Source organism: Natrialba sp. PRR66, from assembly GCF_034808065.1.
Classification (GTDB): Archaea; Halobacteriota; Halobacteria; order Halobacteriales; family Natrialbaceae; genus Natrialba; species Natrialba aegyptia.
In genome coordinates this window covers 17,812-32,490 of the sequence record NZ_JAXHGN010000009.1, presented here as the reverse complement: position 1 = coordinate 32,490, position 14,679 = coordinate 17,812, and the positions used below count along the sequence as shown (strand labels likewise).

At 55.4% G+C, this 14,679-nt stretch carries 10 protein-coding genes; 8 read left to right on the top strand and 2 right to left on the bottom strand.

Features of this window, described 5'->3' with window-relative positions; all coding sequences use genetic code 11:
- Positions 1-2 precede the first annotated feature (2 nt).
- The 6 genes from SM755_RS22985 to SM755_RS22960 all read left to right on the top strand — a co-directional run bounded on the left by SM755_RS22985 (position 3) and on the right by SM755_RS22960 (position 11,061).
- On the top strand, positions 3-3,335 hold the full coding sequence (locus SM755_RS22985; protein ID WP_323174742.1) for a conjugal transfer protein: 3,333 nt from the start codon (positions 3-5) through the stop codon (positions 3,333-3,335).
- Positions 3,328-4,476, top strand: a complete 1,149-nt coding sequence (locus SM755_RS22980; protein WP_323174741.1) for a hypothetical protein — start codon at positions 3,328-3,330, stop codon at positions 4,474-4,476. Before SM755_RS22985 ends, SM755_RS22980 begins: the two co-directional genes overlap by 8 nt.
- Complete coding sequence (locus SM755_RS22975) at positions 4,469-7,573, top strand: type IV secretory system conjugative DNA transfer family protein (RefSeq protein ID WP_323174740.1); 3,105 nt, start codon at positions 4,469-4,471, stop codon at positions 7,571-7,573. Before SM755_RS22980 ends, SM755_RS22975 begins: the two co-directional genes overlap by 8 nt.
- 346 nt (positions 7,574-7,919) lie before the next feature.
- Positions 7,920-9,194, top strand: coding sequence for a hypothetical protein (locus SM755_RS22970; protein WP_323174739.1), 1,275 nt, complete (start codon positions 7,920-7,922; stop codon positions 9,192-9,194).
- A gap of 227 nt (positions 9,195-9,421) precedes the next feature.
- On the top strand, positions 9,422-9,724 hold the full coding sequence (locus tag SM755_RS22965) for a hypothetical protein (RefSeq protein ID WP_323174738.1): 303 nt from the start codon (positions 9,422-9,424) through the stop codon (positions 9,722-9,724).
- A gap of 899 nt (positions 9,725-10,623) precedes the next feature.
- Positions 10,624-11,061, top strand: coding sequence for a universal stress protein (locus tag SM755_RS22960; RefSeq protein ID WP_323174737.1), 438 nt, complete (start codon positions 10,624-10,626; stop codon positions 11,059-11,061).
- A gap of 18 nt (positions 11,062-11,079) precedes the next feature.
- On the opposite strand, the gene SM755_RS24610 is transcribed toward SM755_RS22960, so the two are convergent.
- Positions 11,080-11,304, bottom strand: a complete 225-nt coding sequence (locus SM755_RS24610; protein ID WP_369335286.1) for a universal stress protein — start codon at positions 11,302-11,304, stop codon at positions 11,080-11,082.
- A 197-nt stretch (positions 11,305-11,501) separates the two neighbouring features.
- Between SM755_RS24610 and SM755_RS22955 the strand changes: the two genes are divergently transcribed.
- Together SM755_RS22955 and SM755_RS22950 are read left to right on the top strand one after the other, a co-directional pair.
- Positions 11,502-12,269, top strand: coding sequence for a transposase (locus tag SM755_RS22955; protein WP_323174736.1), 768 nt, complete (start codon positions 11,502-11,504; stop codon positions 12,267-12,269).
- 284 nt (positions 12,270-12,553) lie between these two features.
- Positions 12,554-13,312: a TrkA C-terminal domain-containing protein gene (locus tag SM755_RS22950; protein ID WP_323174735.1), complete on the top strand. Its 759-nt coding sequence runs from the start codon at positions 12,554-12,556 to the stop codon at positions 13,310-13,312.
- Positions 13,313-13,468: 156 nt separating this feature from the next.
- Here the strand turns inward: SM755_RS22950 and SM755_RS22945 are convergent, their stop codons facing one another.
- On the bottom strand, positions 13,469-14,614 hold the full coding sequence (locus SM755_RS22945) for a zinc-dependent alcohol dehydrogenase (protein WP_013199655.1): 1,146 nt from the start codon (positions 14,612-14,614) through the stop codon (positions 13,469-13,471).
- Positions 14,615-14,679: the final 65 nt, after the last annotated feature.

Below are 14,679 nucleotides of genomic sequence, written 5' to 3'. Positions count from 1 at the left end.
TCATGAGTACGAATACAACGGATAGCGAGTATAGCGCGCGGAAAATCCATCAGTCACTGGGTGGCACAACAGCGTTCTTTCGTGGCTACACGATCGGCGAACTCATGTTGTTCCTCACGGTGGCGTTCGTCACAATCGTTGCAGCGACATTCGTTCCGGCAGCACTGACTATCCCGACACTCGGATTTGGGCTCATGGTCACGGGACTTCTGTTCTTGCTTCACAAAGTGAAGCCAGAGTATCTCTGGCTCACTGAGTGGCTCGTCGCTCGTCTCAGCTGGACGATCAAGAACAAAGAGTACACTCACGGCGGCGAGGACAACAGTGAAGTCCGGTATCTGACCCGTGTAGATCGGGTGTATCCCCATGGTATCGAGCGAACTGACGGTGCCCTCGTCGGTGCGATGAAAGTCGAGCCAGCGAATATGGCCCTCGAGGATGATGATGCCTGGGCGAAAGCCGTCCAGTCGCTCTCGGAATTCGTCAACTCGACCATCGACTTCCCTGTGAAGATATACATCACGAGTCGGGAGGTCGATCACGACGGCGTCGTCCGCGCGCATCAACACCGGCTTCGTGATTCCGATGTCCGGTCGCGTCCGGTCCTGAAACGCCTCCTCGAAGAGTACCTCTCCGAAAACACGAACGATAGCGATGAGATAGACTCCGAGACGACAACAGTACGGGAGTATTACGTCATCACCCCTGTGACCGACGGTGACGTCGGGCAGTTCGACGAGACCGGTGATAGTGTGCTCGCGTATCTCGCAGATGTGCCTGTTGTCGGAAGTCTCTTCAAACGCTTCCAGTCTGAGGATCCCAGTGACGATGAACTTGATCGGCTCAAAGAAGAACAACTCGAGTCGCGTCTCGCTCAGATCCGTCGGAACGGTTCGTCACTGTATCGGTGCTCGATTACTCCGGTCGACGCGTACGACCTCGCTCGCATCACGAAAGAGTACTGGTCGTGTCAGCCTGAAGAATACAGCGATATCACGGAGGCGATTGGCACGTTCCCCGTTGTCGCACACGGAATCAGCGATGGTGTTCCGGCAACTCCTGATCCCGAAGACGTTCTCGAGGCCAGGGCCGACCGCGAGGACTCAGAGGACAAGGAGTGGACGTTTTCAATCGAAGATTTCGAGGACGAGGACAATGAGAAGCCCGAGACTGATGCGGAGACGGCTGTTTCCGCTGATGCCCGTCTCGACGACACATCGACGATGCACCAATCGGTCATCGCTCCGTCGACGGTTGACTGGGAGACGACCTGTGCCGTGATCAACGACGAGACGTACGCCCGAACCTTCTGGATCGAGCAGTTTCCTGAAGAACCCTCAAGCGGACTCTTCGAGCGGCTGTTACTCGAGACAGAGCTTCAGACGGATCTTAGCATCCATCTGGATCCGTTCGACAGTCAGTCGGCCCAAGACATGATGGCCGACTGGATTTCGGATTTGAAGATCAACCAGCACGATTCGAACAGCCTCAAATCTGAGGATCTCCAGGAAGACATCGACCAGGCGAAGTACATGCGGTCGCTCGTCCGCGCGAATAAGGCATCGTTCTACCGAGGCGGCGTATTCATCCGCCTTACGGCGGAGTCGAAGCAAGAACTCGACAACCAGACGACCCGCCTGCGATCAATCATCAAAGACGCGCCAGCGAACTGTACCCTCAAAGTCGCGAGTCGATGGCAGGAACGAGGACTCGCGACTGTGTCGCCACTTGGGATGAACGAACTCGGTCGCGATCGGATGTCGACGCTGACGAACCAGGCGATCGGCGCCATGTTTCCTTTCTCGTCGAATTACCTAATGATGGATGGCGGAATCGAGTACGGCTATCACGGTCATAACGGCTCACCCGTCCGAATCAACCCGTGGTCGCTCGAGACGGGTCACAGCGAACTCGTCGTCGGGATGCCCGGTGCCGGGAAGACGTTCGGCGATATTATGCGCCATCTCCGAATGATGAAGCGGCGTAACGACACGATGCTCGTTCTCGTCGACCCAGTCGGTGGCTTCCGAGGAATTGCGGACGCCTTGAATGCGAAGACGATCACCGTCGGCGGCGATACGAAACTGAATCCGCTCGAAATTCGCGAGACGCCCCAACACGTCCTCGAGTCCAGTGACAGTATCTCGCCTCTGTCGGCGAAGAAAGACGAGGTCTACGCCGTGCTCGAGAACTTCCTCAATGCTCGTGATATCGAACTTGGCGCTGAAACAGGTGTCCTCTCGTACGTCATCGACGAGGCCTATCGGCAAGCAGGGATCGTCGAGGACGACGTCTCAACGCACACCTCTGCAAACTCGCCGACGATGCAAGATATCCACCGCATCCTCTCTGACATCGCCGAGAACCCAGCCGACCACAACATCGCGGAATCCGAGTCTGCTTGCGAGCGTGCGGCACAGTATGCAGATGAACTCGCAATTGCGTTCCAACCGTTCCGTGAGGGCGGTTCCTACGAAAACCTCTCCCACCGCTCTGAGATCGACATCCTTGAGGGCGATAACAAGGTCGTCTACATCGATCTCGGACAGATCGAGGGCAGTGCATCAGGGATCGACCGCCAGACGTTCCTGATGCAACTACTGCTCTCGACGGTGTATCAGCAGGCGAAAAACACACATCGAAACGTCGAGCTCGCGATCGACGAGGCCCACTACCTCTTCGAAGACCAGGCCAACCTCGACTTCCTCGAGACGGCGTTTCGTCACCAGCGCCATGCTGGTCTCCGAATGGTGTTGCTCTCCCAGACGGCTCAGGAGTTCTATGAGACCGAGCAGGCCGAGAAGATCATCGGGATGTGTCCGATCAAGGTCTTTCACAAACTGCCCGATCTGGATGACGAGACAGCTGACAAAATCGGCCTCACAGAGGAACAACGTCGGTACGTTCGGCGGGCTGATGCAGGGAAGGAAGATCTCGGATACAGTCAGTCGCTCGTCCGTGTCGAAGAACACGGCACGTATCCACTACACGTCGTCGCCGACGACTTCGAAAAGCGTGTCATTGACTACGAACCCGACGATCGGACATTCATCCAGCAGGCGATTAGTGACGAACCAGGGGAACTGCTCGCGTTCGAGGACTTCGTCGAAACTGAGGCACAACGAAACGCGCTCACAACTCGCTTCGATCTTACTGAAGACGAAGCAAGTTATCTTCTCGAAGACGGCCTCACGAGAGGAGAGATTCTCGATGCGATCGTTGAACACGCGCTCGAGAAGAACCCTGACGAAGCGCGTGTACGAGCCGACGGTGGTGAATCCGATGCCGAGCTCGATACGACCTCACAGAAAGCGGAGAATCAGGACCATGCCTAAACTGGGTCGCATCAGTGAGGTTCTTCGCCCATCGCCGCAATACGAGGCGACACAACTCTCGTTCAACGAGCAAGAAGCGTTCGTCCAGCAACCAGAGACCGCTCCGGGGACGCTCCTTCAGATCCGTCCCTTCAAAGAGAATCAGGGAGTCGTCGACGGCGCCGGACTGCTTCAGTCGGTCCACGACGTGACGACGAACTTCCGAGGGAAGAACACGAGTGACCACCACACCTTCGAGGTCTGGTTTGACGAGGGCAAGATCAAGTTCTATATGCACGCCGCGACCGAGGCGGCCGCCGACAAATTTCGCCGTCGAGTCGGGAATAACTACGCCAACAGCGAGGTGTTCCCCGTTGAAAACGGGGCTGCCTTCCCCATCATCGAGCCCAAGGAGTACGTCGCCGGCGCATGGCTGGAGATGGAGAAGATCCCCTATTATCCGATTCGTCACCACAATAGCGAGGGGTGGGAGACGGACCCATACGGCGAGATAACGAGTGAGATGCTCTCGCTTGACGATAGCAAGGTCGTTACACAGGTCGTCTTTCGACCAGCAAAGCAATCCTGGACGGATGGCGATCGGTTCAAGCATAACAGCATCGATGACCTGGCTCACGCCCTCCGCCAGGGGGCGTCGGTCGGTTGGTTCAATCCGCGTACGCGACCAGCGAGCGAGAAGGACAAGCAAGCGGCGAAAACCATCGAGCAGCAACGCGGCGAACAGGCGTTCCACGTCAACATCCGTGTCGTCGCAATTTCATCGAACAAAGACGAAGCCGAAGCCCGCGCCCGCGGGGTCGCAGGGATGTTCAGAAAGTACTACAATGCCATCACCGAGCAGGGTCTCGATGATACGCCGGTGTGGCATCGGAAGGAAGGCAAGCGTGCGAGGCAGCTGCGCCAGCACGTCGACAGAATGGCTACCCGTGAATGGATCAACCGCCGCATGATCATGACTGTCGACGAACTCGCTGGCGTCGCACACATCCCGAACAGCGAGATCGAGACACCGAATATCGACTGGCGGTACACCCAGCGCGGCGATCGTATCCCTGCCGACGCCGCCCAGTACGAGCAACCCATGGCGAGTGACAGGCCCGAGAAGCAACAAACCGAACAGGGAGGGCAGGATAATGTTTGAACGATTTTTCGGTCGTGACGACTCCAACCAGTCATCTCATACGGATACGGATGCTGGCTCGGATGAATCGATAAGGGACAAGGATCCGCACCCGACTCCCAGTTCCAATTCGGATGCGAGCACTGAGACTGAAGCGGACGCGACATCCAAGACTAACCCAGGCGTTCAGTCCCGACTCGGTACAACGTACGATATCCTTGAACGAGACACCGTCCGCATCGGTGGCAAGCCCGTCATCACCGAAACGGCCAGTGAAGGCACTGTCGCGGGGTCGCACGTCCGCGAGATGTTCGAATCGGGTGTCGATACCTCATCTGCGCCACTCTGGATCGGCTACGACGAGGATGCGCAACGTGGGTTTCGCGAAGCACCGCTTCGCTTCGAATCACTGTTTCGGCACATCTGGATTACAGGGACCACCGGCTACGGGAAAACCACGCAATTGCTGAATATGATGGTCCAGTGGGCGTACACTGGCTACGGCTTCGTCTACTTCGATCCCAAGGGCCGCGACTCTCGCGAACTCCTGCGGAAGCTTCCCGATGACCGTCTGGACGACGTCGTCTGGATCGAACCCGGCTCATCTGAGCACGACAAGACGGTCGGGCTGAACTTCCTCGAGGTACCCGAGTGCGAGACTGAGGAAGAGCGTGAAAACGAGATCGAGAATCGTATCGAGAACCTGAAAGCGATCTTCGATACGGACGAGTACTGGGGCATCAACATGGAGTCGATCACCGAATCGATGGGTCGAGCGATGATGCAGTCCGAAAAGCCGTTCTCGGTGATCGATATGTACTTCACGCTGTTGAACGCCGAGCGACGCGAAGAGTTCGCCCTCGACATCGACGATCCCTATGTACGCGAGTTCTGTCTCGAAATCGCGCGAATGGAAGACGAGACAGTACGGCCACTCCTGAAACGGATCAAATCGTGGGTCGAAAATTCGGTCATTCGACGAATCATCTCCCATCGAGAGAGTACGATCGACTTCCGCGAGATCATCGATAACGACCGAATCGTTATCGTCCGTACGCCGGTCGAGAATACGGATATCAAGAAGATGATCACACTCGGTGTGATGCGAAACCTCTGGAGTGCAATTCAACAACGGTCGTACGAGCACAATACCGATCCGGAACCCTACTTCGTCCTCTGTGACGAGTTCGACGACATCGCCAGTGACAACCTCGATATCGAGTCCATGCTCGCCCGTGCTCGGTCGATGCGCCTCTCCGTGACGCTCGCCTCCCAGTATCCATCGCAGTTTGACGAAGACACGCTCAAAGCGATGCAGAACAATTGTGACAACCTCATCGCCTTCTCAGTGAACGACGTAGACGACGCCCAGCTCTTGATGAAGCGGTTCCGGGACTACACAGCAGAGGATCTCATTTCGACGGATCAATACCAAGCCTGGACGAAACTGCCCCTCGACGGCGGTCGGTACTCCGAACCCGTCCTCCTCAACTCGTTTCCGCCGTATCCACCGCTTCGGTCAGCTGATGCGGTCGACGACATTATCGAGCAGAGTTTGGACCGCTACGGAACGACCCCGCTAACCGACGCTGAGATTCTTCAGAACCTCATCTACAGTGACTCTAACGAGGCAGCTAACCCGACGAAAATACTGGATGAGACGATGGCGGAGGCGATTCGTGCGGTCCAAATTCGGGATGGCGTGCGGGCAGAAAACGGCTGGGTGGATGTCATCGCCGTCGATGAGGAACTCTCAGCACGCCTCGAGAACAGCCAGCTCGACATTGACTATGCGTACGAAGATTTTCCGGACGTGCGTGAAGCGTCACGATTGATCGAAGTCGAGTTGAAGAACGACGACATCGTTACTCGCCTCACCGACGAAGGAGAGACAACGGTACAGCCTGAGACTGGCGCTGTCGGATCAGCAGGGGGAACGAGTCACGATGCAGTACTCATAGATACCGAGACGGCACTCACTGAGCGCGGATTCAGTGTCGATGTTCTCGAGCAGGATGGAAGCGAGCAACCTGACGCCACCGCGACCCACCCAGATCACGACGTCGTCTTCAACATCGAGGCTGAGACGACGACACCTGACCGGCCCGCGAAAGTCTTGCAGAACCTCAAACGAGCGCACGAGGCCGACCGCATTCCCATCTTCGTCGTTCGACCTGGTGATTCTGACACACAGTGGGCCACGCGGGTCGAAAACATCCTCTCACCGCCACTGCAAGAGCGGGCTGACGGCACTGAGCAGTTCTACAATTGCGATGAGATCGTGATGTTCGGTGGTGGAGCGACGGTTCACGGTGGCGTAACCGCTGTTCGGCCACGCACATCCGAGTCAAATCGCACGGTCTGGACGCGAGATACTGGCAACCGCGTTCTTTCAGACGGAGAGACAGAGTTCGTTCGTATTCCAGACGAGGGGGCACTCTCGAAAGACGCCGTTCCGGCCTACTACAGCTATGACCGAGAAACCGGCCAGTACACCCTCTACCAAGCTGGAGAGACCCACGTCTATGATTCAAAAGACAACTTCGAAGGGGATTGGGTGCCGATCAAGCGACCGTTCATCCCCGAGGTTGAGCTGCCAGATGCAGACGTTTCGCGCGATAGCTACATCGTGCTGATTGTACCGCAAGTTGGCAGTCCTCTGATCTTCCACCGTAGAGAGACGCATACGCTGTCTGAAACCCCCGACTACGAAGAGCTATGGCCCAGTGCTTCTGCTGACCCAGGCCAATCCGATATTTCGACGTATAGCTCCGGTGAGGAGACTCCGTCAGGATCTGATTCTCCGGCAACAGACGAGACACTGAATGTCGATCCGAGTGGCGACGGCGTTGAAGCGTTTACAGCGATGTACGTCAGGCAAGTTGAGGGAACCAAAGTTCCACAGGATGATCTGTTTCAGGCGTACTCCAACTGGACTGATCAGCACGGTATCGATGGGACAAACAAGGGCTGGTTCACGCGGAAGTTGCGGAACGTAATCGACCTCGAGACCGATCGGTCCAGAGTAGACGGCGACCGTGTCCTGTTCTACATCGGACTCACCCTGACACAAGAGGGACGCACATTACTCGATCAAGAGTATATATCGGATGTATGAAATACTGTGATAGCGCCTTAGCAGGTCTTCTCTCTCGATGGCATTCAATCCGCAATACTCCCCGAGATAGGCACTCACACAGGCAGTATCTCGGATTTACATCACCTGTCCACGCAGACTGGCCATCCAAGGAAACTCCACGGACAGGACTGTCCACGCATAATCGCATGACGAGAGTGCTGTCCACGCAAAATCACCGTCCAAAACCAACTAGTATACACTGGGTTGCACCTGCAGAACGCTGCACGGGCAGACGGATTGGACAGTATATCGGTTGCCAGCAATTGTATCGATGTTCTGATATAGTTTATTCGATGGCTTCAGTCGGTGATCTTCGGAGGTATCAATGAGAGATTCAGAGATCTCAATCGACAGCGCAGCACTGCCAGCTAGCTTGCGAGAGCGCGAGCAGTGGGTGTGCTGGCGGGAAGAAAAGCGAGATGGAAAATCCACGAAGATACCAGTGACACCGGAGACGGGTGAGTTCGCATCGTCGACGGACCCGGAGACGTGGACCGATCTTGAATCAGCGCTCGAGTTCACCGAAACGGAGAACGCCGATGGCGTGGGGTTCGTCTTTACTGACGAGGATCCGATCGTTGGCGTCGATCTGGATGACTGCCGCGACCCGGAGACTGCCGACGTCGACGATACGGCACGGGACATTATCGACCGACTCGACTCCTACACGGAAGTGTCGCCGTCCGGAACTGGCTACCACGTGCTCATCAGTGGAGAACTCCCAGAGGGACGCAACCGTCGCGGAAGTATCGAACTGTACGACACCGCACGCTTTTTCACCGTCACTAGTGACCATGTCGAGGAGACCCCCGATCGGGTAGCGCGCCGGCAGGACGCGCTCGTGGCGATCCACCGCGAGTACGTCCAGGACACCAACAGTGATGCGGCAGTCAAATCCGAACGCCAGGGCACTGCTGACGATCACTCAGAGACAAATGGTACAGCTAACGTCGACCTCGAGAATGAGGCACTTCTCGAGAAAGCTCAAAACGCCTCGAATGGATCGAAGTTCAAGCGACTCTGGAACGGGAATACAGCTGGATACGAGAGCCAGTCAGAAGCCGATATGGCACTGTGTTATCTGCTGGCCTTCTGGACCGGCGGTGACAAGGCACAGATGGATCAACTCTTCCGGCAGTCCAGCCTTCTTCGAGAGAAGTGGGATGAGATCCACTATGCGGATGGATCGACGTATGGTGAGAAGACTCTCGAGCGAGCGATTGCGAATACGTCGGAGTTCTACGACCCAGACTCCGGAGGCGAGGCTACTCAGACCTCCCTCACAACAAGTGAGGCGTCTTCGAATACCGGCCGTAACGAATCGAGTCGAAATCACGCGTATTTAGCTGAAAAGAACCGCCTGTTGACTGACCGTGTTGACGAACTCGAGGCAACACTCAAACGGAAGAACGAACGCATCGACCAACTCGAAACAAAGCTCGAGGACCTCAAAGCTGCACGTGCAGATCGCGATCGCGAGAAAAGACGCACCAACAAAGCGCAAGCCGCCAATACCGACGAGGCCGATGAAGCACCCGAGAGTGCGTCCGCGTGGAGCCGGACAAAACGGTTGTTCGGAAGTCGTTCTGAGGACCGCTGAAGCCACGACATAGTGTTTATCACCCCGGAAGGGGGTGACGAGGCTCTCAAACTGCCCCGGAACAACAGATGACTTCCAAGCAACATCACCAACGAGACCGTGGTATCGATCGAGAACTAGCCCGTTCAAATACATCTGTACCGCTCTGGTCCGATCTCCATCTTTCAGTTCCAAACGGTCGAAGCAGGAAACCGATCATCACGTTCGTCGAATGTGTCCTCGTCGAGTTGACGCACGAGGACGTCGGCGGCGAGTATCGCTCCTCGAACATCTGGGGTGTCAAAAAGACACAGTACATCGCAGCCGATGCGACCGGCCAGATGTTCACGAAGCAGCATTACGACGAACGACTCGGCTGGCACAAGCAGACGCTTCCCCGCCAGGACGTACGCAAAGAACTGGTTAATCGCCTCTCACGGCCCATGTCGTCGGCAACGAACCAAAGTCATGCTGCTCCCGTTGAGAAGCCCGACACATTTAGGGTGAAACCCGAGTGGCAACTGCGAACCGCTTCACAAGACAGCAGGTGATGACTGACCGCTACCGACGAGTATAGAACCTCGACACTGAATGAGTGGAGTGAGAAGTACAGGGTAACCAGTTACCGGAGCAGCTATCGTTCTCTCCGGGTACTGTCAAAATTCGCCTGCTGCATACAGAGGATTCGTAACCGAGAAAGAATCTGAGACACTCAAATGGGAATGTGACTCCAAAGTTGTTGGTTGGTACAGCATTAGTATTACCGACGGTGAAGTGCGTTATCATCGGCCTGAAACTCAATAAATCTATGTCCAGGCGGAATAGCTGAGTTGCGAATGAGAATTCTGCTCAGATATGGTCAAAGCAACACTCCATTTGTGGTCTTTAACTCTGTAGCCGTGGAACTCTATCTTATGAGAGAGGTGAAATCCACTACCATGCATAAATTTGGGGACGGATGACTCGTCGAAATTGTAGGATTAGATGAATCTGGAGAGATTTCTACTGAAACTATTGAACTTGAGGTTGTAGACCCGCATCAAGGGAGAGTTAAACCTCGTGGAGAGATCCCCCCAGAATATGAAGAACAAGTTCATGGTACGCTTTCAGAAAACGGATATTCAATATTCGAAAAATAAACGCATGGGCCAATATCATGTTTGATCCGCCAACTCGGTGTCCGAATTGTGGTACTGTTGGTTCTTTCAAGGCGATATTCACCACAGGTGGAGGGTGGCGTATCTCCCATTATTACTGTGAGGATTGTGGTCAGCGATACAACCCGTATACAAAATCATTCGAGTAAGATAGATGTGCAAACGGAAATGGCAATCCTATCCGAGTAAAAGTATTTCACCACCTATCTTGAAATAGGTTTTGAAGTGGTGGGATATAGTTTGCTATCATTTCAGGGCCCACCGTTTTACGTCCGTATAGCGGTAGTCTACCTATGTACGACAGGATTCTTATTCCGACGGACGGCAGTGAGAATGCAGAACGTGCATCTATGAAGGCTACCAAGATAGCAGATCAGTATGAGGCAACGATGCACGCACTGTATGTTATGGAGAAAACACGCGACGAACCTACGAGAAAGACTCCTGAGCAAAAGTTTTCCGAAGAGAAGCGAACTGGGAGTAGAGCCGTCGAAGTTGTAGATGACCACGGTCAAGATCATGGAATCGCTGTTGAAACGGTGATTGAGCGGGGAGTTCCTCGAACAGTAATTGAAACCCATGTGGATGAAAACAACATCGATTTGATCGTTGTTGGATCAACGGGTGCTGATTCAGCGAAAGAAAAGTTCCTTGGAAGCGTTTCAAAGTATATCGTGAATGAAGCACCAGCAGATGTCTTAGTAGTTCGACCTGACGCCGCTCTTGTATGATCATTGTTTAAATCCGACCTATTTTACCACCATGACTGGGGTATCTGCCAGTTTTATGACGCGGTCAGAGACACTCCCGAGAAGAAGTCGTTCGACCGCTGATTTCCCCGTTCGACCCATAATGACCACATCAACAGGGTTGTCGAGCAGATACTCGATAATGGCCTTTTGTGGCGTTTCCAGCACAACGATCTCTTTCGTCTCGACCGGTGGAACATTTATTGAATCTAAAGCGTTCTGTATTACTGAACCTCCCTTTTTTCTAAGTTCGTTGGAGTGTTTTCCCGCTTCAAGAACCTGTTTGTCATGCTCTATTGAAAATGGAAGACAGCGACGGGATTACTCCGTAATGAGTATGAGGAGACGAGGTCGAGAAGTGCGACGCCCATAATCGCCTTCTCGACCTCGTTGAGACAGCACTACGTGTAGCTAAACAAGCGTTGGGGAAGCAAGCGGGCAAGCCCGACTCGGGCGGGCTTGCCCGCGAGGCCCATATCGTCGCCCACTGTATTCGCAAAGAAGAGGGCCATAGCTACGCCGAACTCGTTGATCGATTGAGTCTCATGCCGAAGATCTGTGACCGCCTCGGCCTCCATTCAGATGCGCTTCCTGATCCGACCACGTTCTACTATTCGTTCGATAGGTACGCGATGTACATCTGGCGGGCGTTGCTGCGCGTCTCAGCGCAGCAACACCCACACTCTGGTCACGTCGCACTCGACAGCACGTTCTTCGAACGCAAGCAAGCCTCGCAGTACTACCTCCAGCGCTGTGAGCGCAGCGTCACGACGATCAAAGCGACGACACTGACTGATACAGAGTCGTTGGCGGTGCTGGACGTCCATTGCTGTATCGAGCGCGAACATGATACGAAGGCAGGCCCGCGGGTCGTCCGCCGAAACGCGGACGACCTGCGGGCCGTGGCCGCCGACAACGGGTTCCAAGACTGGCACACCGAATACGAGATCGCTGGATTAGACGTCGAGTACCTCGTTCACTACCGTGGATCGTCAGCGACGGCGGTTGCGAATAACACACTCATCCGGGCAAAGGGCTATACGCAGCGATGGATGGCAGAAACGTCGTACTCGACAGTCAAGCGAACGCAGGACTCCGCCCTGCGTTCGCGGTTCTGGTACCGTCAATTCCGTGAGATCGTTCTCTCATTCGCACTCAACAATATCAAGAAGCTCGCTCAAACGCTATGATCGTACTCCCGTACCGCATTTTCAATAGAGCACCGTATCCCCGACTCAGCCTTGTGCAACCGGTGGCCTTTCGCGGGCCGCGAGTGTTGCACAAGGGACGAGAGCGGAATCCTCGGGTGGCGTCGGGATGATCCGACGTCCATGGGCTTTGTTCAGACGCTTCTTACAACGGTTAACATGGCCTGACTTCTGTCATGCTGGATCGATCAATACAGTCTGCTAAGATAGCGATCCCGTTGAATGGGGACTGCGTATTTTTACAGTTCGCTGTAGAACACCATCTCATGGTAGCGACAAATCAAATCCTGTCCGTTTTCATCATCTTTGCCCTCATACTACTCGTGACCCGGATCGGAGCGATTGCACTCCGAATGACTGGTATCTCACCGGACGTGGCCTCATTTCAGGCAGCATCAGCATTTTCGGGAGCGGGGTACACGACCGAAGAAGCAGAGTTTACGGTCTCAGACCCAAGCAGACGAACCATTGTCATCTGGCTCATCCGACTCGGAAGCATCGGGATTGTGAGTGTGCTTGCGTCGGTCCTTCTGTCGTTCACTAACGCCGAGGGCGAAAATATTCTTACTCTCATCTACATTATCGGTGGTGTTATCGGGATTATTCTTCTCGCTCGTAGCCAACTATTGAATCGAGCATTGACGCCAGTTATTGAATGGGCACTTGACGGTACAACGGATCTTACCATCCGAGATTACACGCAGGTGCTCGGTCTTCAGAGTGAATATCGCGTCGCCGAAGTTGAGATCAATGAAGACGAATGGCTGGCAAATGATACAGCCAGAGAATTGAATCTCTCTGACGAAGGGGTGATCCTGCTCGGGATCGAGCGAAGTGATGACTATATCGGTGCCCCCGGTCCAGATACAGAGATTCAACCGGGAGATACCGTTACCCTCTATGGGAAAGAAGATCGATTACAGGAACTCGCAGACCGAGACGAGGGGGACGTTGAGGCCCACAATGAGGCGCGTGACGAACACGAAAACACCCTCGGTGAACAAGAACAGATCATCGATCGGTAAGCAGTTCTTGTGACCGGCTGGTTCATCGAGTCGAGAAGAGATACGACAGTTGTCACTGCATGAGCGGCGGCGAGAAGCACGGTCCCTACCGCTACCGCGTGTATCGAGAAGCAGGTGACGTTCGTACAGGATCTAACGGGTTGAGTCGTTCGCCGATTACGGCTCTAAGACGACTTTAATGCAGTCGTCCTCCTTGTCGTTGAACGTTTCGTAGAGTTCGGGCCCGTCCTCGAGCGAGCCCCGGTGGGTGATGATTTCCGCGGGATCGATTTCGCCGTTCTCGATCGTCTCGAGCAGCGGGTTCAGGTAGGCTTGAACGTGGGTCTGGCCCGCGTTGACCGTGAGAGCTTTGTTCATCAGCGGGCCCATCGGCATGTCGTCCACTCCGTCGATGTAGACGCCTGGGATCGAGAGGGTTCCGCCCTTGCGACAGGACTTGATCGCCTCCTGGAGCACGTAGGGACGGTCGGGCTCGTCGGGGACGTGATCGACGCAGGTGTGATGGGCCTCCGAGCCGACGGCGTCGATACACCGGTCGGGCCCTCGGCCGTCGGTCTCGTCCATCAGCCACTCGTAGACGTCGTCCTCGGAGTAGTCGATCACCTCGGTGTCGGCGTGACCCTCGGCCATCCCAAGGCGTTCCTCGATCCGGTCGATTGCGATCACGCGGTCGGCGCCCATCATCCAGGCGCTCTGGATGGCGAACTGGCCGACCGGGCCGCAGCCCCAGACGGCGACCGTGTCGTTCTCCTCGATCTCGGCGTTCTCGGCGGCCATATACCCCGTCGGGTAGATATCGGAGAGGAACAGTACCTCCTCGTCCGAGAGGTCCGACTCGATCTTGATCGGGCCGACGTCGGCGTGGGGTACCCGCAGGTACTCGGCCTGCCCGCCGTCGTACCCGCCGAGGGTGTGCGAGAAGCCGAACAGACCGGCTGGCGAGTGGCCCATCGTCTCGGCGGCCATCTCGGCGTTCGGGTTCGTCTCGTCACACAGCGAGTACAGATCGTTCTCGCAGAACCAGCACTCGCCACAGCTGATCGTGAAGGGAATGACGACGCGGTCGCCCTCCCGGAGGTCGTCGACCTCCTCGCCGACCTCAACGACTTCGCCCATCGGCTCGTGACCGAGGATGTCGCCCTCCTCCATGCCCGGCATGAAGTCGTTGTAGAGATGGAGGTCCGAGCCACAGATCGCCGTCGCCGTGATCTCGACGATCGCGTCGGTCGGCTCCTTGATCTCCGGCTTCGGGACGTCGTCGACCCGGACGTCGCCCTCGTCGTGCCAGCGGAGTGCTTGCATAACGATTAGTACTAAACAGCCGTCTGCATGATGGTGTGGCTTGTCCTTACAAAGTCCTATTAAGT

Coding starts and splice junctions, on each gene's coding strand:
- SM755_RS22985 (WP_323174742.1), top strand. CDS start 3: ATGAGTACGAATACAACGGATAGCGAGTATAGCGCGCGGAAAATCCAT.
- SM755_RS22970 (WP_323174739.1), top strand. CDS start 7,920: ATGAGAGATTCAGAGATCTCAATCGACAGCGCAGCACTGCCAGCTAGC.
- SM755_RS22950 (WP_323174735.1), top strand. CDS start 12,554: ATGGTAGCGACAAATCAAATCCTGTCCGTTTTCATCATCTTTGCCCTC.
- SM755_RS22945 (WP_013199655.1), bottom strand. CDS start 14,614: ATGCAAGCACTCCGCTGGCACGACGAGGGCGACGTCCGGGTCGACGAC.
- SM755_RS22980 (WP_323174741.1), top strand. CDS start 3,328: ATGCCTAAACTGGGTCGCATCAGTGAGGTTCTTCGCCCATCGCCGCAA.
- SM755_RS22960 (WP_323174737.1), top strand. CDS start 10,624: ATGTACGACAGGATTCTTATTCCGACGGACGGCAGTGAGAATGCAGAA.
- SM755_RS22975 (WP_323174740.1), top strand. CDS start 4,469: ATGTTTGAACGATTTTTCGGTCGTGACGACTCCAACCAGTCATCTCAT.